This is a genomic window from Sediminibacillus sp. JSM 1682029, assembly GCF_041366435.1.
Lineage (GTDB): Bacteria > Bacillota > Bacilli > Bacillales > Amphibacillaceae > Sediminibacillus > Sediminibacillus terrae.
This window is the reverse complement of the sequence record NZ_JBEWYY010000001.1, coordinates 271,493-295,035: the sequence shown is the minus strand read 5'-3', so window position 1 is coordinate 295,035 and position 23,543 is coordinate 271,493. Positions and strand designations below refer to the sequence as shown.

Sequence of the window (23,543 nt, the reverse complement as noted above, 5' to 3'; positions counted from 1 at the left end):
AGCAGGGGATGACAAAAAATCAATCCGATATAAAAAGCAGCGGCATGAAAATAATTACGAACGAACACAACAAAACGTATATCCAACAGCGGGATAATCACTCTGTTGTGCTGTTGGCGCGAGACGGGGACTCGTTCATTTTAATCCGTCAATATCGTGAACCAGTAAATGATTATATTGTCCAGCTTCCTGGCGGAGGTGTGCAGCCCGGAGAGGACTTAGACTCGGCAGCAAAACGAGAATTCGAAGAAGAGACAGGATTGCACTGTGAAAAAACGGTCTATCTAGGAAAAATGCTTGCAGCATCTTGGATTACAAACGAAGTAACGCATGTTTACTATAGTGAGTCCATTAGCAGTGGACCGGGACAAAAATTGGAAGACCATGAGAAAATCGAAGTACTAAACGTTCCGGTAAAAGAGTGTATCGAACAAATAAAGCAAAATGTATACAACGATACAGAACTGTGTTTTGCAGTGCTTCATGCTTTGTTGGGAGGTTTTCTATTCCGTGATTGACAATAATTTGCCGCCCGGCCGGCCATAATAAAAGGAGACGATTATTATCGGAGGGTAGCAAATGGAAATCAAAAGCGAGTATACCAATTGTTATAGCGAATATGGCAGGATGAAAAGAGTGGTCTTGTGCGAACCTCAATATATGACGATTCGGGATGTCATCAACGAAGTACAAAAGAAATTCAAAAATGAAGGGATCCATATAGAGAAAGCAGTGATGCAGCATCGTCAATTCGTCAGCAGGCTTCGCGAATTCGGTGTTGACGTTGTATTGCTTCCATATCATAAAAAGTTTCCTGAACAGGTATTCACACGTGATATCGGTTTTACTCTCGGTGAAACGATTTTTGTAGCAGAAATGGCCAGCGAAGTCAGAAAAGGGGAACAGGATCAGCTGAAGCAGTGGCTTGAGGATGAAGAAATTTCCTATTATAACCTTATTGGCAACCAAATAGAAGGCGGGGATGTCATGATTGACCGTGATGTGGTTTATGTAGGCCTCAGCAATCGTACAAACCGGCAGGCGGCTGAACATCTGAGCAGACTATTGACCAACTTAGAGGTTATTCCGATTCCTTTTGTTGAAAAATATTTACATCTCGATTGCGTATTCAACGTCATTTCCCCTACAGAGGCATTGTATTATCCCGAGGCACTCGGACAAAAAGAAATCGATTTGCTTGCTGCAAGATATGATTTGATTGAGGTAACAAAAGAAGAGCAGTTCAGACTTGGCACGAATGTCCTGAATATCGGAGACAAACGAGTCTTCAGCCTTCCTGTAAACAAACAAGTAAATGAGCAGCTGCGTGCCAGAGGCTACAAGGTAATCGAAGTGGATATAACCGAAATCATCAAGTCCGGCGGTTCTTTTCGTTGTTGTACACTGCCGTTGCTTAGAAAAGAGTGAAAACCTTAGCAGAGGTCATTTTTCTTGGAGGGAGCGAGAATTAGGGATCGGCGCCCAATTTAGTAAATTTAATAAGATTCAATAGCGAAAGGTATGTTCCGATAAGTTTGTCCTGTTTGTCCTGCTAATCGGAACATACCTTTTTTGTCGGTGGTGGGCAAGGTGATTGCGCTGTTGCTCTATACAAGCCCGTTGTATTTCATCATTCAATAAAATCAATGTTTTCCACTACAATTTGTTCAGGATCCCAGTCTTCATATGGATTCGTATCAATTAATTCAGCAGTCACTTGTTGACCGAGTTGAAACGCATCTGGGTTTTCCACCATGATGGGATTGCCGTCAATATAAAGCAATTGTTCCTCTTCATCGATCAACGTAATTTCTCCTTTTAAATCGATTTTTTCTGCTTGATTATTTTGTTGGCAGCCGGTTATCAGAATAAGCGAAACTGTGATCGCTATCATCAGGGGGCGGATGGTAAGTGTCCTATTCATGGGTCCTTCTCTCCTGCTGAAGAATGTTGTTCCTAATTGGTACCCATCTGTTCAATTTGATAAACACGGAGGATGAATGGTGATTAGTGGTTTGGAAAAGAGGTCTGACAAAGGAAATAAGTAAGTTGCTAAGAGGAAACAGTCCATCTGAGTTTAAAAAGGGGAGGTAAACTCTAAATGCATATATTGGAACGGTGTTTCCTCTTATTATATATAGACGATTTTCTCTGTTTAATTGTTTCATTTTTTTTCGGTTTTCTCGTGATTATATCAAATGCATAGAAGTGGAGGATTATGGGCAGATTACAAGGGATATTTTGTTTAAAGCTTAAAGCGGAAGCTGGTCAGCTGCTTAAAGGAGTGGACATGTTTATGAAAACGAAAATCATTCTGTTATCGGGTTTAATGGTCATCGTAGGACCCTTCTCCGTTTTTGCTTCGCCAGAGAAAGTAGAAGAATCTTCTGTAGAGCATAACTGGGAACGGATGGACACGGAATACGAAATAGTTCCCGTCGATACTCATACATATACTGTTTGGCGCAACTTTATCCGGAAAACACGCAAATGCGATATTTCTCATCGTATTAAGACGGATGTCTGGTATTGTGACTTGCATCATCATACCCGGAGCTCTTCTTCCATCGATGAGATCATCCACAGTGAAGAGCATAGCCATTAACCTTTGGAAGTGACGGATAAAACTTGATTCGGAAGAAAGGGGGAGTGTTGTGGATCATTTAGAAACAGCAAGAGCCATGTTTGGTACGACGATGGCTTTCCATATCATATTTGCTACATTGGGCGTCGGTATCCCGCTTATGGTTTTGTTTTCTGAGCTGTTGTATCAAAAAACAAAGGATCGGGATTTTGCCGTGATGGCAAACCGCTGGACAAAAGGATTTGCTGTTTTGCTCGGAGTGGCGATTCCTTCCGGGACAATTGCCGGTGTGCAGCTGTCTCTGTTGTGGCCGGGGTTCATGGAAGTGATCGGCGAAGTAATGGCTCTGCCTTTCCAGATTGAAATTTATGCTTTTTTTGTGGAAGCATTATTCATGTCGATTTATGTGTATGCAGCCGATCGAATATCCCCTTGGATGCGGATTGTCAGCTTGTGTCTTGTAGCTTTGGGAGCAGTCGCGTCGGCAATACTGATTACGAATGTTCATGCATTCGAAGGGACGCCTGCCGGGTTTCGCATAGAGAATGGAGAAATTGTCGATGTAGATCCTTGGGCAGCCTTCTTTAACCCTTCTTTTTTCACTACTGCAGGACATGTGGTGGTTTCGGCGTATACGACAGGCGGATTCGTGATTGCGTCGATTGCCGCTTTCAAAATGTTGAGACAGCCGATAGGCAGCAGACTCCGCCGCTTTCACCAAAAAGCATTACTGCTCGGATTGACGGTCGGTGGAATATTTTCCTTACTCACAGCTTTCAACGGCCATGAGTCTGCACAGCTTTTACACGAATACCAGCCGGAAAAATTAGCAGCTGCCGAAGGCCTTTTTGAAACACAGGATTATGCTCCCCTAGCCATAGGAGGTTTTACAGACAGAGAAACAGAGGAAGTAAAATGGGCGATTGAGATTCCCTGGGCACTAAGTTTCTTGTCAGGCAATCGTTTTGATACGGTAGTCCAAGGGTTGAATGATTTTCCGGAAGAGTGGTGGCCGCCATTGTATGTCCATACTCTGTTCAATGCCATGGTAGGAATTGGTTCCTTGCTCATCCTTATTGCTGCAGGTGGCTTAGGCTGGTATAAATTTATAAAAAAACGTCCTTTTCCCAAGCCATTGATGGGGTTGTTCATCGCCTCGGGTCCATTGGCGGTACTGGCAATCGAATTTGGATGGATATTTGCTTGTACAGGCAGACAGCCATGGGTTATTTACCGGATGATGACGACCGAAGACGCTGTTACCGGCTCGACACAACTCGGCATCCTTTTCCCGCTGTTTGGGCTTGTTTATACCGTTTTAGGCATAGCGGTAATTCTCGTTTTGCGTTTCTATTTTAAAAAGCATCCTGTTCAGAATGAAATTGATATGCAAGAGTAGACGGAAGAAGGAAGGAGAGAGTGTCTCATGCCGGATGTTTTAATTGCCATTACGGTCCTGTGGGGGTTTATATTTATCTATTCGGTTATGGCTACCATGGATTTCGGAGCCGGCTTTTGGTCGATGGTATATATCAACAAGGAAAGGACCAATGCAACCAATATAGCAAATCGTTATCTTTCCCCGACTTGGGAGGTCACCAATGTGTTCATTGTAGCTATAGTGGTTGCGTTATTCAGCTTCTTCCCGGGGGCTACATTCACTTTAGGGACCGTCCTGCTGATACCGGGAAGTATCATCCTTTTGTTGTTGGCTGTACGCAGTGGCTTCTTGGTGTTTTCTCACATTGCAGAAGAATACCGCAAACCGTTGACGTATATTTCTGGGATTACAGGGTTTATAATACCTGGTTTGCTGATCCTGGTCCTTCCTGTGACACATGGTAACTATATCGAGGTTCGGAATGGGGTGGAACAATTGCTTTTCGGAGAATTGATGACCAGTTTTCACGCCTGGACGTTTATCGGGTTTGCAATCAGCAGCACCTTGTTTTTGTCATCTCTGCTGTTAGCCGATTTTTCCAACCATGCGGATGAAAAAGAAGCCTATCGGATTTATCGGCGTGACGCGCTCTTGTTGGGACCTGTTACGCTGCTGATGGCTCTCCTTGTCATGTTGACCATGCGTTATGAAGCTGTATGGCTTTATCAGGGGATGATGGAACATTTGCCGTTTTTGTTGGCATCTGCCTTTGCATTTTTACTGGCAGGAGTGTTTCTTTATCTCCCGTTAGGCAAGCGCAAATTGGGTTGGCCAAGGCTGGCTGTCATCGTTATCGTCCTGCAATATTTACTGGCAAGTTATGCGTATGGAAGGGCCCATCTTCCTTATCTGGTGTATCCGACAATCACTATCGAGGATGGTTTCACCAATCCGGATGCCTTTCGGGCATTGTTCGTTTCTTATATCTTCGGTTTCGCTATTTTATTTCCTGGCTTCATCTATTTTTGGAAGTTGTTCATGAAAGATAAACGGTATGCGAAACAACAAAAATCAGGATACAGCGAATAGCGGCGGGGCAAGACCGGTCCATTTGCGCGCCAGCCCCGCTCGTTTACTATAGGCTGTCAGTGCGAAGATTCATAGTCGGCGATATCTTGTTCGTAGTTGAGAGTAACGGCGATTTCATCCCATCCATTGAGCAGCATTTCTTTTTGATAGGCCGGCAGGTCAAAATCGGCTGAAAAACCTTGGCTGTCGGTTATTTGCTGTTCCTGCAAATCTACTGTTATGCGGTATTGCCGGTTTTCTGATTTTTTTATCAGCTCTTCTGTATTACTTTCGTTCAACCGGATGGGGAGGATTCCGTTTTTCGTACAATTATTATAAAAAATATCGGCGAAACTAGGAGCGATTATCACTTTAAATCCGTAATCCTGTAACGCCCAAGGTGCATGTTCTCGCGAGGAGCCGCAGCCGAAATTTTCACCTGCCACCAGTATGGAAGCACCGACATACTTTTGGTCATTAAGGGAGAATTCCGGCTTTTCTTTTCCATCATCTGTGAAACGCCAGTTATAAAATAAAAATTCGCCAAATCCTTGTCGTTCTATTCTTTTGAGAAATTGTTTCGGAATGATTTGATCCGTATCGACGTTGGCTCTATTCAACGGGTAAACCAATCCTTCATGCTTTTTTATCGGTTCCATTTTTTCACCTCTTATGATTGCATTGTGGCTTCGGTAAATTTTCTGACGTCGACAAAGTGACCTTCAATAGCAGCTGCCGCAGCCATTTCGGGGCTGACAAGGTGTGTCCGTGCCCCGTTGCCTTGACGGCCTTCAAAGTTTCGATTGGAAGTGGACGCGCAGCGTTCTCCTGGCGGTACAATATCATCATTCATTGCGAGACACATGCTGCAGCCTGCATCACGCCATTCGAAGCCCGCCTGGGTAAAAATGACATCCAAGCCTTCCGCTTCGGCAGCAGCTTTGACACTGAATGATCCGGGGACGACAATGGCTTGCACTTTTTTGTGTACCTTCTTGCCTCTGATCACATTCGCTGCTCTTCGCAAGTCGCTTAACCTGGAGTTTGTACAGGAGCCGATAAATACGTGCTCAATGGGTACAGTATCGATCCGTTGTCCTGGCTCAAGGTCCATATACTCCAGCGCTCGTTCGATTTCTTCTTTCTTGCTGGTTGTCTCAGCGTGTATTGGATCAGGGACAGAGGCACTTACAGGTATGCACATCCCTGGATTCGTCCCCCAGGAAACCTGTGGTTCGATTTCCTCTGCATCGATGACAACCGTTGCGTCGTAAACAGCGCCAGGATCGGTTGCCAGCGCTTTCCATTCCTTGGAGATTGCTTCGTATGCTTCCTGGTCTTGTGGCACGTGTCGTCGTCCGCGCAAATATTCGACCGTATTATCATCTGGACTGATCAATCCTGCCCGTGCACCTGCTTCGATAGACATGTTGCATACTGTCATCCGCTCTTCCATAGTCAGTTCGCGAATCGCTTCGCCAGTATATTCTATGACATATCCTGTGCCGAAACGGACACCGAACTTGGCGATGATGGCCAATATCAAGTCTTTGGAAGTTACGCCTTTTCCCAGTTTGCCGTTCACTTGGACATTCAGGCTTTTTGGTGGGACCTGCCATAGTGTTTGTGTTGCGAGGACGTGCTCGACTTCACTGGTACCGATCCCGAATGCCAATGCACCGAATGCACCATGTGTAGAGGTATGGCTATCGCCGCAAACAATTGTCTTGCCCGGTTGAGTCAAACCCAGTTCAGGTCCGATTACATGAACGATCCCCTGGTCGGGATGGTCGATATCTGCAAGTGAAATACCGAATTCCTTGCAATTATCTTTCAGTGTTTGCATCTGTTTCTTTGAAATAGCATCTTTGATGATATTGCGATGTTTTGTAGGAACATTATGGTCCATTGTTGCATAGGTAAGCTCCGGTCTGCGGACGTTCCGGTTTTTCATTCTGAGCCCTTCGAAAGCCTGGGGAGAGGTGACCTCATGAACCAAGTGCAAGTCAATATACAGTAAATCGGGTTTATCCTGCTCTTGATGGACGACATGCCGCTCCCAAATCTTTTCAATAATCGTTTTTGGTTTGCTCATTTTCCCAACTCCCTGCAATCAAGATTTTATAGTTTGGTTATACATAACAATTCAGGATACTGACGGTAGCACTTTGTGACTTTATCAATTCCACAATCATTTTCGTCATTTCCGCCGTACCGACCTTGTGACCGTTAACAACTTCTAAATCGGCAGTGTGATAGCCATCGTCGAGGATGGCCTGGACCGCTGTTTCAACTAAATGGGCTTCCTTTTCCATTTGGAAGGAATGCCTCAACATCAGGGCAGTCGACAAAATCATGGCTAAAGGGTTGGCTACACCTTTACCGGCAATATCCGGGGCTGAACCATGGACTGGTTCATAAAGACCGACACCGGCTTGATTCAAACTGGCCGAAGGGAGCATTCCAAGCGAACCGGTTAAGACGGATGCTTCATCGCTTAGAATATCGCCAAACATGTTTTCCGTTACAATCACGTCGAAAGATCCCGGATTTGTGACAAGTTTCATCGCAGCCGCATCGACAAGCATGTGCTCGACCGTTACATCTGGATATTGTGCTTGTTTTTCCTCGACTATTTCTCTCCAAAGCTTGCTTGATTCCAAAACGTTTGCTTTATCGACAGAAGTGAGATGTCCTTTCCGGAGCTGAGCGCTTTGAAAAGCTTTATCGACAATTTGTTCGATTTCTTTTTTAGTATAGGCGAGTGTGTCCACAACCGATTGTCCGTCAGCACTGCGTCCGCTAGGTGTACCAAAGTATAAACCACCGATAAGTTCTCTCACGATCAACAGGTCACTGCCGTTGACTACTGATTCCTTTAGCGGGGATGCATGCAGCAGATTGGGAAAAGCTTTTACCGGACGGAGATTCGCGAACAGATTGAGTGCTTTTCGGATACCCAGCAGTCCCTTCTCCGGGCGGAGGTGGGAGGGAAGGCGATCCCATTTTGGTCCGCCGACCGCTCCTAGCAATACGGCATCTGCCTGTGCACAGGCGGTCACCGTGGAATCCGGAAGGGGGGTGCCGTGCAAATCTATTGCACACCCGCCAATGTCCTGTATCTCAAATGTAAAGCTATGATCAAATTCTCCTGCGACGGCCTCCAGTACATCTTTGGCGGATTGGATGACCTCTTTTCCAATCCCGTCACCAGGAAGAAGGACAATATGTTTTTTCATTTTGGATCCTCCTGTCAAAAGTGTCTTCAAAGTAGTATCTCTCCAATACGGTTACCTAAAGCTGGGCAGTTTCGTGTGCAACAGTTCTTTTATTAAGGAAAACCCGATTCACGGCATTTAGAAATGCATGGGCAGCTGCTTCCAAAACATCCTGGGCAGAACCGCGTCCACTTACTGTTGCCTCATTGACGGTCATATTGACATGGACTTCAGCCAAAGCGTCTCGACCTTTTCCAATCGAGCTTAAATGAAAGTCGGTTAAATGAATGGTTTCTTCGACTAACGCCTCGATTGTGTTATAAAGAGCTTCGACACTGCCTTGGCCGGTTCTTGCCGTTTCCACTCTTGTACCTTCCGGGGTAGTCAGAGCAACAGTGGCTGTCGGCATATTGGAAGAACCATATTGGACTTGGAAGGCTTGCAGACTATATTTTTTCAAATCGTCAAGATTAGTCTGCACATCGATTAAAATCGTGAAAAGGTCGTCGTCGGTCACTTCCTTTTTGCGATCGGTTAGTTGTTTGAATGCTTGGAATGCTTCACTGACTTTATCTTCGGAAAGCTTGTAGCCAAGCTGTTCAATCTTATCTTTAAAAGCATGTCTGCCGGAATGTTTTCCCAGCACAAGATTGTTTGACTGGACTCCTACAAGTTCGGGAGTGATGATTTCATAAGTCGATGCATTTTTTAACACTCCATCCTGGTGGATGCCCGATTCATGGGCAAAAGCATTGCGGCCGACGACGGCTTTATTGGCAGGTACGGCCATTCCGGAAAATTTGCTGACGAGATCACTGGTCCGCTTGATCTCTTTTAAGCGCAGATTGGTTTGGTAGGGGTATTTATCTTGCCGAATGTTCAAAGCCACTGCAAATTCTTCAAGTGCTGCGTTACCAGCCCGTTCACCAATCCCGTTGATTGTCCCTTCAATTTGGGTCGCGCCGTTTTCTGCCGCTGCGAGTGAATTTGCCACCGCCATACCCAAGTCATCATGACAGTGGGCTGACAGTGCTACTTGGTCGATGTTGGGCACATGTTTTTTCATATAACGGAACAAAGCACCGTATTCTTCAGGGGTCGTGTAACCCACTGTATCTGGTAAATTAATCACTGTCGCTCCTGCCTCGATCACTTTTTCGACGATGGCGGCAAGAAAGCTCAAATCAGATCGAGTGGCGTCCTCGGCAGACCATTCGACGTGTGTAAATCTCTGTTTTGCGTAAGATACCATTTCGACCGCTGTCTGGATTACTTCTTCAGGCGTTTTTTTCAATTTATGCGTCATATGAATGGGGGAGGTAGCCAAAAAGATATGCAGCCTTGGTTCATCCGCGTCTTTCAATGCCTCCCAGGCAATATCGATATCCGTCTTCTTCGCTCTTGCCAAACCGGTCACCGACACGTTTTTGATGGTGCGGGCAATATTTTTGACAGCTTCAAAGTCACCTTTGGAGGAAGCGGGAAATCCCGCTTCCATGATGTCAACTCCAAAACGTTCCAATTGCTTGGCGATTTCCAGTTTCTCCAACTGGTTTAAGTTGACCCCGGGGGATTGTTCTCCATCCCGAAGGGTTGTGTCGAAGATTTTAATTGGACCCATTGGTGACCACTTCTTTCTTTTTTGAGTTCAGCGGCTGTTTGACAAACGGCATCAACTCACGAAGCTCGCGTCCCACTTTTTCGATGGAATGATTGTTCTCTTTGACATTGATTGCATTGAACTGCGGGCGGTTCGCCTGGTTTTCCAAGATCCATCCTTTGGCAAAAGCACCGGTTTGAATGTCCGATAGAACTTCCTTCATGCGGGATTTGGTATCCTCGTTCACCACTCTTGGTCCTGAGACAAAGTCTCCCCACTGCGCAGTATCGGAAATCGAGTAGCGCATGTTTTCCAAACCGCCCTCATACATCAAATCAACAATCAGTTTTAATTCATGCATACACTCAAAGTAAGCTACTTCCGGTTGGTATCCTGCTTCCGTCAAGGTTTCAAATCCGGCTTTTACCAGACTGGTCAGCCCGCCGCAAAGTACGGCCTGTTCTCCAAACAAGTCTGTTTCCGTTTCTTCTTGGAAGGATGTTTGCAAAATTCCGGCACGTCCGGCACCAATACCTTTTGCATATGCCAAGGCTGTTTGTTCCGCTTCCCCGGTGGCATCCTGGAAGATTCCGAACAATGCTGGAACGCCGGCACCTTCTTGGAAGGTTCTGCGAACAAGATGGCCCGGTCCTTTAGGTGCGACCAGAAAAACATCGACGTCTGCCGGAGGGACCACCTGATTGAAGTGGATATTAAAACCGTGAGCAAAAGCCAACGCATTGCCTGGAGAAAGGTTCGGTTTGATGCTTTTTTCGTAAACATTCGGCTGGAGTTCATCCGGAAGCAAAATCATCACCACGTCGGCTTGAGCAGTGGCATCTGCAACGGACTTAACATCAAGGCCGTCTTCGACTGCTTTATCCCAAGATTTTCCTTCTCTAAGGCCGACAACGACATCAAAACCGCTTTCCCTTAAATTCAAGGCATGTGCGTGACCTTGGGAACCATACCCGATGATCGCGATTTTCTTTGCTCTTAAGCTTTCTTCATGAATATCATTGTGATAAAGTACTTTTGTCATTTGTAGACATCCTTTCATTTCTATATTGTTTTTATAAAAATTGGCTTCTACCAACATTTATCTATTTAGTAAAGAATAGGAGGGGAGTTCCGTCGTTTGCGGTTGGTGTCCCCGTAAAAAAGCAGTCATCCCTGTCCGCGCCAATTCTTTGATTCCATAAGGGCGGAGCAGTTCAATTAGCGCTTCGATCTTCTCTGGCTTTCCGGTAACCTGAATGGACAAACTGTCTTTGGAAACATCGATGATCGTGGCGCGGAAAGGTTCGATAATCCCTTGAAGTTCGTTACGGAGCTGGCCGGCGGAGACAACTTTTATCAAGGCCAGCTCTCGTGCCACGATTGCTTTGTCGGTTATATCAGTGACTTTCAATACGTCGATTTGTTTGTTCAGTTGTTTCGTGAGCTGCTCCAGCTTTTGATTATCTTCCACTTCTACTACCAAGGTCATTTTTGAAATACTGTCTGTTTCCGTTCTTCCAACGGAAATACTTTCTATATTAAACTGGCGCTTTTGCAATAAACCGGTTATCCGGTTAAGCACACCGCTTCGGTTTTGTACGGTTGCTGTTATGATTCGTCTCATGGTTTCACCCCGATCATTTGATGAAGTCCTTTGCCCGGCGCTATCATCGGATAGACGTTCTCTTGCTGGAGTACACGGCAATCCAGGACAACAGGACCGTTGTATGAAAATACTTCCGGTAGTAAATCAAGGAAGTCTTCCTGGTTATCGACGCGATAACCTCGAATGCCGTAACTGTCGGCAAGTTTCACAAAATCCGGTTGTATTTGGAGCAGTGATTCCGAATAACGCTCCTCATAGAAGGTTTCCTGCCACTGTCTTACCATCCCGAGAGCGCCATTGTTTACAATGATCACTTTTACAGGCAATCGTCGTTCTTGCAGAACGGAAAGTTCTTGGAGAGTCATTTGAAATCCGCCATCTCCTACAAAGGCGATGACTGTTTCCTCCGGTTTGGCCAGCTGGGCGCCGATTGCGGCGGGAAACCCGAACCCCATGGTTCCTAATCCGCCAGAAGTCACCCATCTGTCCGGTTCTTCAAAAGCGTAATATTGTGCTGCCCACATTTGATGCTGTCCGACATCTGTCGTCACAATGGCATTGCCATTGGTAATCTTGTGGACGGCTTCGATTACCCATTGCGGTACCATTTCTTTTACAGGATTTTTATACCACAGAGGATTCTCTTGTTGATAGCCAGAAAGGTGTTGAAGCCACTCATCATGTTCTGCGCTACTTTCAGCATGAAAGGACAGAGCCTGCAATGCAGCTTTCGAATCAGAAACGACTGGTATATGTGTTGTTACATTTTTTCCTATTTCTGCAGGGTCGATATCGATGTGTGCAACTGTTGCCGATGGCGCAAAATGTTGCAAGTTTCCAGTCAAACGATCATCGAAGCGGGCGCCGATGTTAATCAACAAATCACACTCATAAAGCGCTCTGTTTGCGGTGAACGTGCCATGCATTCCTGCCATTCCCAAAGCAAGCGGGTGGCCGCCCGGAAAACTTCCAAGACCAAGTAAGGTTGTGGCGACAGGGAGGGAATGTTTTTCGGCAAATGTCCGCAACTCTTCCGATGCGCTGCCGAACATGACGCCTGCGCCAGCCAAAATAACGGGTTTTTCGGCGGTTTCCAGCACATTGGCCAGTTTCTTTAACTGCAAGGGGTTCGGCTTGATGTTCGGTTGGTAGCCCGGCAAGTGAAAATCGTCTTCGTATTCATCTTTGCATGGATTGGCTGAAATATCTTTTGGAATATCGACTACCACTGGGCCGGGTCTTCCGGTACTCGCTATATGGAATGCTTCCTTTACAATCCTCGGAAGGTCGCTGACATGTTGAACTTGATAGTTATGTTTGGTGATGGGCGTCGTGATGCCCATGACGTCTGCTTCTTGAAAGGCGTCTGTTCCGATTACCCCTCGGGCAACTTGGCCTGTGAATATGACAAGCGGTAAGGAATCAATCATGGCATCGGCAATGCCGGTAACGAGATTGGTAGCCCCTGGTCCAGAAGTGGCGATGACAACTCCTGGTTTTCCCGATACACGAGCATATCCTTCGGCAGCATGGATGGCACCTTGTTCATGCCTGGTGAGAATATGGGTGAATGATTCTCTTGCTTTGTAAATGGCATCATAGATAGGGAGCACAGCACCTCCCGGATAACCAAACAAGATATCCACCTTTTCCTTGATCAGTGATTCAACAAGCAAATCCGCTCCAGTTTTTGTTTCGATACGGGGTGCTGTCCCCGGTTTTGTCTGTACTTTCACCTGAAAATCCCTCCAATATAGTTTGAATTTTAGGAAATTTATAATTGTTGGTGTACTGCTTACCTGTGTGGCACTTTGATTTCCTAAATAAAAAAGACTTTTTCTTCCTCAGATAAACTGCGTATGTGCAGAATATCAGGGGAGAAAAAGTCTTTTCACGGTACCACCCTGTTTTTACAGCCTTCTCACGAAGACCGCCTCTGGAAGCAAGAAATGTTTTCATTGCTTCATTGGTAACAGGCAGATTTGGATATGCTGCCTGATCAAGCCTACTATATGGTTCAGCTCGACACTCAGGGACGATGTCAGAATAAGGTGTATTTCCGGGCTTCCAGCAACCCCGGCTCTCTGTGAATACAGGTTCTTATTCCTTTGTTCCCGTCATTGATTTCATGATTTATTTTTAGTCATTCTCAGTGTGATTTAACTGACAACTGCATTATTGTTTAGATCAGGGTAACACTTGACACCGTCATTGGTGACGACTTTCCAGAATTCCTTCAATAACTGATTGGTGATTCTGCCCGGTCTGCCATCATTTATTTTTCTGCCATCTACTTCAACGACAGCAATGACTTCAACAGCTGTGCCAGTCAAAAATACTTCATCCGCTACATAGACATCATGTCTGGTGAAAGGCGTTTCTTTCACTGTATATCCGTTTTCCTTAGCCAAATCAATGATGGCATTGCGAGTAATTCCTTCCAAGGCTCCAAGATAGACAGGCGGGGTGATGATGATATCGTCTTTGACGACAAAGACGTTATCGGCGGAACCTTCTGTCACATAGCCTTGATCATTAAGCATCAATGCTTCATCGACGCCTGCCTGGTTCGCTTCCAGCTTTACAAGGATGTTATTTAAATAATTGAGCGATTTTATTTGGGGACTGAGCACATCCGGCCGGTTTCTACGGCTGGCTACTGAGCCCATTCGAAGACCGCGCTCATAGAGTTCTTTTGGAAATAGAGCGAGAGCTTCCGCGATTACTACCAGCCGCGGTTCAGAGCAGTTTAATGGATCTAATCCCAGATTGCCGGAACCCCGGGAAACAACTACACGGATATATGCATCTTCCAGCTGATTTTTACGGATTGTATCGACAATAATCTGTGTCAGCTCCTCCTTGGTGTAGGGCACTTCCAACAAGATGGAACGGGCAGATTCAAAAAGCCTTTGCAGATGTTCATCAAGTTTGAAGACACTCCCGGCATAAGCCCGGATTCCTTCAAATACCCCGTCTCCATATAGAAAACCATGGTCATATACTGAGACGACTGCTTCTTCTTTCTTGACGAATTCACCACTCAGAAATATCCATTGACTACTCATGCTCAACCACTCCTTTCTGTCAAAATGTTAAATTAAGTTATCCTATTTCGCTGTGCCGGAAAGGGGGTGGACCGATGTCCTTTTTAATTTGAAAAAAAGTGGTTCAGCCCCGTCACCAAAAGTTTTTGATTACTTTATTTTCATTCGAAATTGTTAGGATTGACGACAATAATACAACCATTTAAAGGGGAGGTCAACAGGTAAAACGAAAGTTTTCTGATAGTTTAGATAAATCAGAAAACTAGTAAGCGCTTACAACGCTTGTTTGTCAATAAATCTGACAAAGATAACTTTTTTGAAAATATTTTTGCCCGGTTTGCTTCTGTCTTCCTGACAAGTTCTCTGTATTGCAATATAGAAAGAGAGTAGTCCTAGACATTTGCACAATGGAAGCGCCAAAAAAATTTACCAAAGATAGTTAAAAGACTTGGAAATGTCTAACGGATTTGTTATTATAATATTAGCTATTTTGTTCGTGACCGCTTCAAGTAATTGAAACACCAACAATCTTTGTTGAGGTAAGAGCAAGAATAGTAATACATGTGTGTGGAAGAACCACACAAGGAGGAAATGTTTCATGGCACAAGGAAAAGTAAAATGGTTTAACGCAGACAAAGGTTTCGGTTTTATCGAAGTAGAAGGACAAGACGATGTATTCGTTCATTTCTCTGCTATTCAAGAAGAAGGTTTCAAAACACTTGAAGAAGGTCAAGAAGTGACTTTTGATGTTGAAGAAGGAAACCGTGGACCACAAGCAGCTAACGTTGTAAAAGCGTAAATTAGCTGATGATAAAAAAGGCAAACCTTTTCGGTTTGCCTTTTTTTGATGTTTGCAACTCACTGACGAAGGAGAAGTAAGAAAATGAAACAATTATGCATCATACCCTGCGGAAAGAAAAAGGTATGGGATAAACAGGCAGATGCCGGTCCTGTAACTGCAAGAAATGCATACATCGGCACATTTCACCGTTTGTGTGAAGCATACGCCGAGCATTTCAATATGGATTGGGTCGTATTGTCTGCGAAGCACGGATTCCTGCTTCCGACGGATATCGTACCGGAAAACTATGATTTAACATTCAATCAGAAAAGTGACCAAATCGTCACAGCGGATTTTCTGGCAAGCCAGCTGAAATATAAGCGATTGGATGTTTACCGACGTCTTGTTGTCCTTACCGGAAGAAAGTACAAGCCTATCATTTCTGCTGCCTTTTCCGGGATAAATCCTGAGATGTTTTTTCCGTTGGAAGGATGCAAAGGAATAGGCCATATGCAGCAGCGCTTGAAATCCGCAGTGGCTGACAATACTCCGATTCATCCAGAAAGCTGATCATCTGTTCGCCTCAACATTGCAGGAGGATGTTCCTTCCCGTTTCCTCCTGAGTATGCTCATTCTTTAAAGCTTCAAAATATCGCTCCTGAAATTCCACGTTTCCCTGATGAATCAAATCCCGTTTCGGTGATGCAAACAAGCCAAAACCTACCTTTCAAACCTAAGGTTAAGAACTTGCAAGCATTTACATTGTCCACTATCCTTCCGGAAATCCGCATCTCTTTGTTCTGTCCGCTTTCCATCCAATCCGATGATGGAATAGCAACAAACCATGTGAATAAGCCTCGCCTGTGGATGTTTTTCTGGTTGCGAATGAAAAACTCATCCTGTATCCTTCACCCTTTTAACTAGAGATGAATACCTAATAAAGGAGGGGGCATTAACCCAATAAAAATTACCATTAAGGAAGTGGATAAATTGTTCTATCACGTAAATGAGCTTCAATATCGTTCAAAGCCTGACTGTCCGGACCCCGTGTATGCCAAAAAACTGCAAGAAGTTTTAGGCGGACAGTTCGGGGAGATTTCCGTGGCCATGCAGTATTTATTTCAAGGCTGGAACACCAGGGGAGATGGAAAATACCGGGATTTATTAATGGACACCGGAACAGAGGAACTAGCCCATATTGAAATGCTGGCCACAATGATAGCCAGGCTTCTTGATGGAGCTCCCGATGTGGAACTGGATGAAGCTGTTCAAAACCCGGTTGTCGCCGCAATTCTCGGAGGAACAAACCCGCAACATGCAATCGTATCGGGGCTTGGGGCAATGCCTGCAGACAGCGTGGGTAATCGCTGGACAGCTGATTATATCATTGCCAGCGGCAATCTGTTAGCGGATTTTCGTGCAAATTTGAACGCTGAATCCCAAGGAAGACTTCAGGTTTGCCGTTTATATGAAATGACGGATGACCGGGGTGTGAAAGATATGTTGTCCTGGCTGATCGCCAGAGATACCATGCATCAAAATCAATGGCTTGCTGCGATTAGAGAACTGGAGTCCAAAGAAAATATCGTGGTGCCTAGTACGTTCCCTCGAAACCTTGAAAAGCAGGAAGTGGCTTATACCTTGTTTAATTTTTCTAACGGGAACGCCAGTGCTGAAGGCCGGTGGGCTCATGGTCCTAGCATGGATGGATGCGGTATGTTCAATTACGTAGAACACCCGATTCCTTTCGGTAAGAAACCAAAACTGCCACCTGCCCCTCCATATATTTTCAATACGCCATTGTTCGCCATGCGCAATTCAGATGACTATCCGGATCCCAACATGATGTGATCGATAGTCTTTATGGATTCGGTAGATTGGAATGAATTGCATTTACGACTGCTCCGGCAGGATACTGCGCTTACCACGGATATGACTGGAAATGGTTGCACTCTTTATTGAAGGTTGCAACCATTTGCATTTTGCTAAGTCAATTTGCAGGACAATCAAACCGAACGAATTCGACTCGTTCGGTTTTTGTTGTGGCCGCTATGCTTTTATCTTGGCCCGTTTTATTTCTGGATAGCGTTGTGCAAAAATCTATCTGGTTGCAGGAAGGAGGAAATGATAGAATTTGCATCATTTCTTGAATCAGTCTTCCTGACATCCTGTCTTATTTTATCAGCGGGTTTATGGCTGCTCTATAAGTATGAATATGCGGGATGGCCAAGAAACGAGAAAAGGAGGGATGAATAATGTTATGAAAATTTCGTCGATTCATCCCAAATTATTGCTTGAAAATGATAAAATATGTAAAAGACAATCCAAGGGGGAAGTATGGTGTCATCATTACAAGAAAAAATCAATGCAGCAAAAAAGGAAATCGAAAAAGCAATTATCGGAAAGGAATTGGCAGTAGAACTGCTGTTCATAGCTATATTGGCGGAAGGGCATATTTTACTCGAGAGTGTACCGGGTTCTGGGAAAACAAAGCTTGCCAAAAGCTTTGCGACAATCATCTCCGGAGACTTTCAAAGGATTCAATTTACCCCGGATGTACTGCCCAGCGATGTAACAGGAATCCAATTTTATAATCCGAAGACGCAGGAATTTGAACTTCGGACAGGCCCAGTATATGCAAATATTCTACTTGCCGATGAAATAAACCGTGCTACACCGAAAACGCAATCAAGTCTGCTGGAGGCAATGGAAGAAAAGCAGGTGACAGTGGATGGCGAAACGGTGACACTTCCTGTTCCGTTTTTAGTGATTGCCACGCAAAACCCTGTGGAAAGCAATCATGGCACTTTCCAATTACCGGAAGCCCAGTTGGATCGTTTTTTATTTAAAATCGATATGGGCTACCCATCTTTAGAAGAAGAGCAGACAATCCTTGATACATATAAGGAAGCTGAACCCTTTGCTGAACTGCAGAAGGTAATAGGAATTGAAGAGTTGACCGCTTGGCGGAATCAAGTGAAACAAGTAACAGTTTCACAGCCTGTGCGTGACTACCTGCTTAAACTGGTAAGGGGGACCCGTGAACATCATGAAATCGAATTGGGCATCAGTACCAGGGGGGCACTGGCATTGATGAAAGCAGGGCAGGCTTATGCCTTGATCAAAGGGAAAGCGTATGTCAGTCCCGCAGATATAAAATTGCTCACCCCATATCTGTTTGAACACCGACTGATTTTGAACATGGAAGGTTCGATTCGCAAAACGCCTGCCCAAGTACTGGAGGAAATAATTAGTCAAATAGATGTACCCGTAGAAACAGGAGAACCTGTATCATGAAGGTGGAAAAAAGAATCGGCGACCAGTTGAACTATGGGTATGAATTAATGGTGTTCCTGGTCATCGTGATTTTCGTTTTCAGCATTATTTTCAACCGTCCCATATTATTCGGGCTAGTGGCACTGATTACGGCATACTTGCTTATCAATAGGCTATATGAAAAAAACATCGGAAATCATTTGGGTATCGAAAATCCGGCGAAAAGCATCCGGTTGTTTCCGGGAGAAGAGAGTGAAATCGCCTTTTCATTCAACAACCCTTCCCGTTTGCCGATAGTGAACGGCAGACTGTATTTCGCAATCAGTGAAGTGATAGAAGGGAACGGGATCAGTGAAGAAAAGGGAGCATCCCATAAATTCGGGATTCCCTTTTCTATGGCCAGAAAAGGAAAAACGACTGTCACCTTCCCTTTCAGGGCGAAACAACGAGGGACAGCGAGAATACATAACCTTCATTACCTATTTCCACACCTTACTGCTTTTGATTCGATTCGTTTGAATTTCAATGGTTTTTACCGCACGGAGTTGATTGTCTATCCTGAACCGTTGCCCATCCAGGGTGTGAAAAGTATTTTTGTACAAGCGCCAGGGAACCAGCGCGCGCTGATTTCCCCCTTTGAAGATACGATGGATGCCGCTGGAGCACGGGACTATGTCAGTTCCGACTCTTTTTCCCGCATTCATTGGAAAGCGACTGCACGATCGGCAAAACTGCAAACCAAAGTTTATGAACGTAGTCTGGATTTCACCTGGGTGATGGTCGTTAATATGGGGGAAACAAGCAGACTCGGCAACCGGTATTTTTCTGCCTCAATGGAGAAAATTCTTTCCCGAGTAACCTATTTATGCCATGTCGCCGTGCAAAAAGGATATCCTTTTGAAATTTATATCAATTTACAGCGTCCCGGCAGAAAACGTTTCTTTTCGATAGAAGCTGGAAGCGGGAAAACCCATTTAAAAGAAGCATTGGAGATGTTGGCGAGAGTGGATAAAAACTACAAGCTTGAAACCTCAGGTGCGTTGCTTCATTTTGTAGATAACCATATGTATAAACAAAAATCGGTTGTGTTTTTCGGAGAAATGGATGGGTCAAGCGAATACTATGCGGATAAGTGGAGTAAGCAAGGGATGCCGGTGTTTTATGTGGAAGAATCGGAAGAAGAAGGGAAAATGAAAAGTTGGGGGACTTACCGATGAATCGTACAGCCCTGACGATTACTCGTATTTATCAATTCACAAGTGAATCGGTGTTAATTTATTTGCTGGCGGTGCCATTTTTATGGGTATTTCGTATGGAATATTCGTTTTGGCATTATCTTCTGCTCGTCTGCATCCAAGCGCTTATTGGTTTATTGATTTTGCAGGCCACAGCAGTAATGGCTCCCCTCATAACCCTTAGTATTGCGGTTGCGGCAATGGCTGTGATTGTCTTTCATATCCCTTGGCCTGCGGCTGTCTTAACAGGTGTTTTACTGTGCTGGAGATTTATAAAACATCAAGAGAACGCCGACCATCAGCATGAAAAAGCCATTCTTGGATTAAGTTTTTTCCTGTTGGCGGTTTACCTGCTCTTAAGCACTGATTTCACTTTTTTGGCGATTGGACTTGTTCAATTTTTATTGATCATGTGTGGATTTTTACTTCGCAATATTTTCAGCATGGACAAGGACCGGGGGTTCGGAGTTTATATCGTAAGTGGAACAATAGGTGTTTTCGCTGCAGCCGGAATAGTAATAGCTTTACTTTATAATGGCGCCCGATCCATATATTTATTTGTCGGTGGTTTGTTGTCTTCTTTGGCGGGCGGGGCAATGGCAGCCTTGCTTAGTCCTTTTGATTTGGAGCCTGACCTGAAAAAGACTGAACGGGACGGAAATACGATGGAACAAAATCAAGGGGCAGAGGATCCTATGCCCGATCGTCCTGAAGAATTTAATGGAGAAACGGTGGATCGGATTTTTCATTTTTTGGAATGGTTGGTGATAATCGGGGCGGTAGTCCTCATTGTGTGGATAATCCTTAAATTATACCGAAAGCGGGTGCAAGTGGAGACCACTGATAGTGATAACTCAATGGTCACTTATGAATCTTTATCTGATCAAGACAAGCAAAACGGATGGCGGCTTTTCAAAAGGCGGAAACCCCAGTTAGATGATACTGTCCGTCAATTGTTTCTGGAATTTGAATTGTTTGCCGCCAAACTAGGATTGGGAAGAGAACGGTTCGAGTCGATAGAGGACTGGTTTCGACGAATCGATTTACAGGTGGACGACACAGAATTGTATCAACGGGTCCGTTATGGAGACGAGCAACTGGAAGAGGAAAAAATAACGGAATTTCGTGAGGAAATAGCAAGATTAACCTCCCGTTTGCAGGAGAAATAGAAGGAAAGGTACAGGGATTTTGAGGCTGGGACAATTAGCATAGTGAAACAAAACACCGAACAGTTACCAATTTGTTTGGTGTTTTTAATTGGGAAAAAACAAACCGTATTACGACCAGTAGAAAATACGGTTCTATATCTTCTTGAGAACATAGCGGAGGCAAGATACGGAGACTCCAATAGGAGCAGCACGAGCTGAAAATCCCGCAAGAAAACGGTTGGTGCTTGCTTAGGGAGTTGAAGCCGTGCTCATGGAACGCCTAGTATCTTGCCGTATCGATAGGAAGCATGCATTAAACACATTTAGAGTTCGTTCGGTTTTTCTTTGGTGGAGGTATTGTTATTCCACCGCTGTTTTCTCTTTGTTTTTTCTACCTTTTCACATGGCAACTCATCACGATAAATTCAATGTTGTTGTTCATAAAAGCGCCTTGTATGATGAAGCCCGCACGTTGATATACAGTAACGGCCCGTTGATTGAAAGCCGCCACAGTCAAACGCAATTTTGAGGGTCGAAAGGTTTTAATGCCGAAATCCATGCCTCTGGTCAAGAAACTGGCTCCCAACCCTTTTCCGGTCAGATCCGGCCGGAGACCAAGCCCGATATCAAGAGCTTTTTCCTCATAGAACCCCTCTTTTTTCCCGGCAGGTACATGCGCGCTTTCTCCATAACAAAAATACCCTATCAATGATTCGTTTACCTTCGCTCCATAGTAAGCACCGTTTAACAGTTCATTGATCAAAGCTGGGCTTTCGTCATGACTATATAAGTCATAAGGCTTCTCATACTTCCAAGCTGAGATTTCCCGAGCGCTTTCCTCGTTTAATGTGTCGATTCGTACAGGCAATCCTCCGATCAAGCTCATGGCACCTTACTCCTGTCTCCAAGCAATTATAGTAGTGAAACTAATCATATTGTAACACAAGTATATGCGGATTCCTGCTCAACCTGCAACAGATGCCGTGTCCGAAGTTTCTTGGTTTGATTCTACTATTAGGAGAGGCTTTATGCTTCCCAATCCATTATGAGGAGGTGACGATATGGACAAAGGAACATGGATTAGAACCGTCGTGCTGGCTTTGGCTCTGGTAAATCAGGTGCTAGTCATGTTTTCCAAGTCTCCGCTTCCAATCGACAATGAAATGGCAGAGCAAATAACAGCCAGTATTTTCACTGTCGTTACTTCTGTCTATGCTTGGTTCAAGAACAATTACGTGACGGAAAAAGGAAAACAGCAGCGGGATGTACTAAGGCAAAATGGATTATCAAAATAAAAGGAGGGATCGATAAGTGGCACCGATTTTAATCATTGATCCTGGCCACGGGGGAAACGATCCAGGTGGGGGTTCCAATCAGTATTGGAAGGAAAAAGACCTAAACCTGCAAATCTCATTATACCAATTTCAACGATATCAAGAGCTGGGTATTCCGGTTGCCATCACTAGAACAAAAGATCAAACGCTGACTCCGGAAGAAAGAACTCGTCTGGTACTGGAGAGTGGCGCCGATTATTGCCATTCGAACCACATCAATGCTGGGGGAGGGGATGGTGCAGAAATCATCCATTCCATCTATAACGATGGCAACATGGCGGAATTGATAGGAGAAGAATTACAGAAGTCCGGACAAAACCTCAGGGAAATCTATACGAGAACATTGCCTGGTGATACGAACCAAGATTACTATTTTATGATCAGGAATACAGGCAAGGTAGAAACGAATATTATAGAATATGGCTTTGCCGATTCGAAGAACGATGACATTCAACAGTTGAGACAAAATTGGAGGGCATTAGCAGAGGCTGTTGTAAAGGCATTTTGCCGGTTTACAGGTTATCAGTATAGTTTCCCTTCCGAGTCACTTAAAGGTGAAAGTGAACCGGTTAATGTATTTCCGGCAAAGCAATCATCAAACGGTGCACCACTCGGTCAGACACTGATCCTGCCCGCTGAAGCCGATTCCTGGCGTGTTTATCCATTAGGTGTTTCTCCTGTAAAAGGTAACGAAAAAGGGTTGTTAAAACCTGCGAAATTCGGTGGATTAGAATACAGAATTGAAGGCACAACCCAGCCGGAGGTTTACATCATCGAGACGGCAGACTATGGCAAGGTTCAAATCTATGCAGATCCAAGTACAGGAGCAAAAGTTGCCCAGGGAAACAAAAACAGTAAAAATCAACAGACTTTCGCCGGCCACAGGTTGGAAAGCAAAGTGGATAATTTACGATACTACAACCGCCCCTCTTGGAGTGACGCCCATATGGTGAATACTATTGACAAGGGAATCGGGTTTCCGGAAATCGTCGACAAAGTGAAAGTGGGAAAAAGTTATCAATACAAAGTCAAAAATTCCAAAGGATCAGTTTATTATCTTACAGCCAATCCCTCGTACGTCCGCGTCCTTTGACCTTATCTTCAGAACAGATATGAAAGAATAAGAAAAATCGCGGGCAAAGTCGGGGACTGACCCTCTTCTAACAAAGTCTGCAAACTTCTGCAGAAAACCGTTGGTGAGGGTCAGTCCCCATAGTGATTTCCTTCTCACGAAAAAAGCGGTATAATAGAATACCAAAATAGGG

23 protein-coding genes are annotated in these 23,543 nt (G+C 44.7%); 13 read left to right on the top strand and 10 right to left on the bottom strand.

Features of this window, described 5'->3' with window-relative positions; all coding sequences use genetic code 11:
* Positions 1-8: 8 nt before the first annotated feature.
* Together ABVF09_RS01480 and ABVF09_RS01475 are read left to right on the top strand one after the other, a co-directional pair.
* Complete coding sequence (locus tag ABVF09_RS01480; protein WP_026570573.1) at positions 9-518, top strand: NUDIX hydrolase; 510 nt, start codon at positions 9-11, stop codon at positions 516-518.
* Positions 519-579: 61 nt separating this feature from the next.
* The gene (locus tag ABVF09_RS01475; protein WP_026570572.1) at positions 580-1,428 is read left to right on the top strand and encodes a dimethylarginine dimethylaminohydrolase family protein; all 849 of its coding nucleotides are present in this window, start codon (positions 580-582) and stop codon (positions 1,426-1,428) included.
* 202 nt (positions 1,429-1,630) lie between these two features.
* Here ABVF09_RS01475 and ABVF09_RS01470 read toward each other — a convergent pair whose 3' ends face one another.
* On the bottom strand, positions 1,631-1,924 hold the full coding sequence (locus tag ABVF09_RS01470; protein WP_026570571.1) for a hypothetical protein: 294 nt from the start codon (positions 1,922-1,924) through the stop codon (positions 1,631-1,633).
* A gap of 294 nt (positions 1,925-2,218) precedes the next feature.
* Between ABVF09_RS01470 and ABVF09_RS01465 the strand changes: the two genes are divergently transcribed.
* From ABVF09_RS01465 to ABVF09_RS01455, 3 genes are read left to right on the top strand one after another with little or no spacing between them, the layout of a single operon-like run.
* Positions 2,219-2,605 (top strand): hypothetical protein, encoded by a 387-nt coding sequence (locus ABVF09_RS01465; protein WP_051382045.1) that lies wholly within the window; start codon positions 2,219-2,221, stop codon positions 2,603-2,605.
* A 49-nt stretch (positions 2,606-2,654) separates the two neighbouring features.
* Positions 2,655-3,983 (top strand): cytochrome ubiquinol oxidase subunit I, encoded by a 1,329-nt coding sequence (locus ABVF09_RS01460; RefSeq protein WP_026570570.1) that lies wholly within the window; start codon positions 2,655-2,657, stop codon positions 3,981-3,983.
* A 27-nt stretch (positions 3,984-4,010) separates the two neighbouring features.
* Positions 4,011-5,054: a cytochrome d ubiquinol oxidase subunit II gene (locus ABVF09_RS01455; protein ID WP_026570569.1), complete on the top strand. Its 1,044-nt coding sequence runs from the start codon at positions 4,011-4,013 to the stop codon at positions 5,052-5,054.
* 56 nt (positions 5,055-5,110) lie between these two features.
* On the opposite strand, the gene leuD is transcribed toward ABVF09_RS01455, so the two are convergent.
* From leuD to ilvE, 8 genes are all read right to left on the bottom strand, one after another.
* On the bottom strand, positions 5,111-5,692 hold the full coding sequence (gene leuD, locus ABVF09_RS01450) for a 3-isopropylmalate dehydratase small subunit (protein WP_026570568.1): 582 nt from the start codon (positions 5,690-5,692) through the stop codon (positions 5,111-5,113).
* 11 nt (positions 5,693-5,703) lie between these two features.
* The gene (gene leuC / locus ABVF09_RS01445; protein WP_371068453.1) at positions 5,704-7,128 is read right to left on the bottom strand and encodes a 3-isopropylmalate dehydratase large subunit; all 1,425 of its coding nucleotides are present in this window, start codon (positions 7,126-7,128) and stop codon (positions 5,704-5,706) included.
* Between the two features lie 37 nt (positions 7,129-7,165).
* Positions 7,166-8,272, bottom strand: a complete 1,107-nt coding sequence (gene leuB / locus ABVF09_RS01440; protein WP_371068452.1) for a 3-isopropylmalate dehydrogenase — start codon at positions 8,270-8,272, stop codon at positions 7,166-7,168.
* A 55-nt stretch (positions 8,273-8,327) separates the two neighbouring features.
* Complete coding sequence (locus ABVF09_RS01435; RefSeq protein WP_026771444.1) at positions 8,328-9,872, bottom strand: 2-isopropylmalate synthase; 1,545 nt, start codon at positions 9,870-9,872, stop codon at positions 8,328-8,330.
* Positions 9,859-10,893, bottom strand: a complete 1,035-nt coding sequence (gene ilvC / locus ABVF09_RS01430) for a ketol-acid reductoisomerase (protein WP_026570565.1) — start codon at positions 10,891-10,893, stop codon at positions 9,859-9,861. Before ilvC ends, ABVF09_RS01435 begins: the two co-directional genes overlap by 14 nt.
* 57 nt (positions 10,894-10,950) lie before the next feature.
* Positions 10,951-11,475, bottom strand: coding sequence for an acetolactate synthase small subunit (gene ilvN / locus ABVF09_RS01425; RefSeq protein WP_026570564.1), 525 nt, complete (start codon positions 11,473-11,475; stop codon positions 10,951-10,953).
* Positions 11,472-13,193, bottom strand: a complete 1,722-nt coding sequence (gene ilvB / locus ABVF09_RS01420; protein WP_026570563.1) for an acetolactate synthase large subunit — start codon at positions 13,191-13,193, stop codon at positions 11,472-11,474. The genes ilvN and ilvB overlap by 4 nt, the downstream gene beginning before the upstream one ends.
* A gap of 423 nt (positions 13,194-13,616) precedes the next feature.
* Positions 13,617-14,525, bottom strand: a complete 909-nt coding sequence (gene ilvE, locus ABVF09_RS01415) for a branched-chain-amino-acid transaminase (protein WP_371068451.1) — start codon at positions 14,523-14,525, stop codon at positions 13,617-13,619.
* 577 nt (positions 14,526-15,102) lie between these two features.
* On the opposite strand from ilvE, the gene ABVF09_RS01410 reads away from it, so the two are divergent.
* The 6 genes from ABVF09_RS01410 to ABVF09_RS01385 all read left to right on the top strand — a co-directional run bounded on the left by ABVF09_RS01410 (position 15,103) and on the right by ABVF09_RS01385 (position 20,965).
* Complete coding sequence (locus ABVF09_RS01410) at positions 15,103-15,303, top strand: cold-shock protein (RefSeq protein WP_026570561.1); 201 nt, start codon at positions 15,103-15,105, stop codon at positions 15,301-15,303.
* Positions 15,304-15,387: 84 nt separating this feature from the next.
* Positions 15,388-15,855, top strand: a complete 468-nt coding sequence (locus ABVF09_RS01405) for a DUF6884 domain-containing protein (RefSeq protein ID WP_153461838.1) — start codon at positions 15,388-15,390, stop codon at positions 15,853-15,855.
* Positions 15,856-16,275: 420 nt separating this feature from the next.
* The gene (locus ABVF09_RS01400; protein ID WP_026570559.1) at positions 16,276-17,136 is read left to right on the top strand and encodes a manganese catalase; all 861 of its coding nucleotides are present in this window, start codon (positions 16,276-16,278) and stop codon (positions 17,134-17,136) included.
* Between the two features lie 489 nt (positions 17,137-17,625).
* On the top strand, positions 17,626-18,582 hold the full coding sequence (locus ABVF09_RS01395; protein WP_371068450.1) for an AAA family ATPase: 957 nt from the start codon (positions 17,626-17,628) through the stop codon (positions 18,580-18,582).
* Positions 18,579-19,778: a DUF58 domain-containing protein gene (locus tag ABVF09_RS01390; RefSeq protein WP_026570557.1), complete on the top strand. Its 1,200-nt coding sequence runs from the start codon at positions 18,579-18,581 to the stop codon at positions 19,776-19,778. Before ABVF09_RS01395 ends, ABVF09_RS01390 begins: the two co-directional genes overlap by 4 nt.
* Complete coding sequence (locus tag ABVF09_RS01385) at positions 19,775-20,965, top strand: DUF2339 domain-containing protein (RefSeq protein ID WP_371068449.1); 1,191 nt, start codon at positions 19,775-19,777, stop codon at positions 20,963-20,965. The genes ABVF09_RS01390 and ABVF09_RS01385 overlap by 4 nt, the downstream gene beginning before the upstream one ends.
* A 370-nt stretch (positions 20,966-21,335) precedes the next feature.
* Here ABVF09_RS01385 and ABVF09_RS01380 read toward each other — a convergent pair whose 3' ends face one another.
* Positions 21,336-21,830 (bottom strand): GNAT family N-acetyltransferase, encoded by a 495-nt coding sequence (locus ABVF09_RS01380; RefSeq protein WP_371068448.1) that lies wholly within the window; start codon positions 21,828-21,830, stop codon positions 21,336-21,338.
* Positions 21,831-22,005: 175 nt separating this feature from the next.
* Here ABVF09_RS01380 and ABVF09_RS01375 point away from each other — a divergent pair, with 175 nt between their 5' ends.
* A complete protein-coding gene (locus tag ABVF09_RS01375; RefSeq protein ID WP_026570554.1) occupies positions 22,006-22,239 on the top strand; it encodes a phage holin in 234 nt (77 codons plus the stop codon).
* A gap of 16 nt (positions 22,240-22,255) precedes the next feature.
* Positions 22,256-23,371 (top strand): N-acetylmuramoyl-L-alanine amidase family protein, encoded by a 1,116-nt coding sequence (locus ABVF09_RS01370; RefSeq protein ID WP_371068447.1) that lies wholly within the window; start codon positions 22,256-22,258, stop codon positions 23,369-23,371.
* Positions 23,372-23,543: the final 172 nt, after the last annotated feature.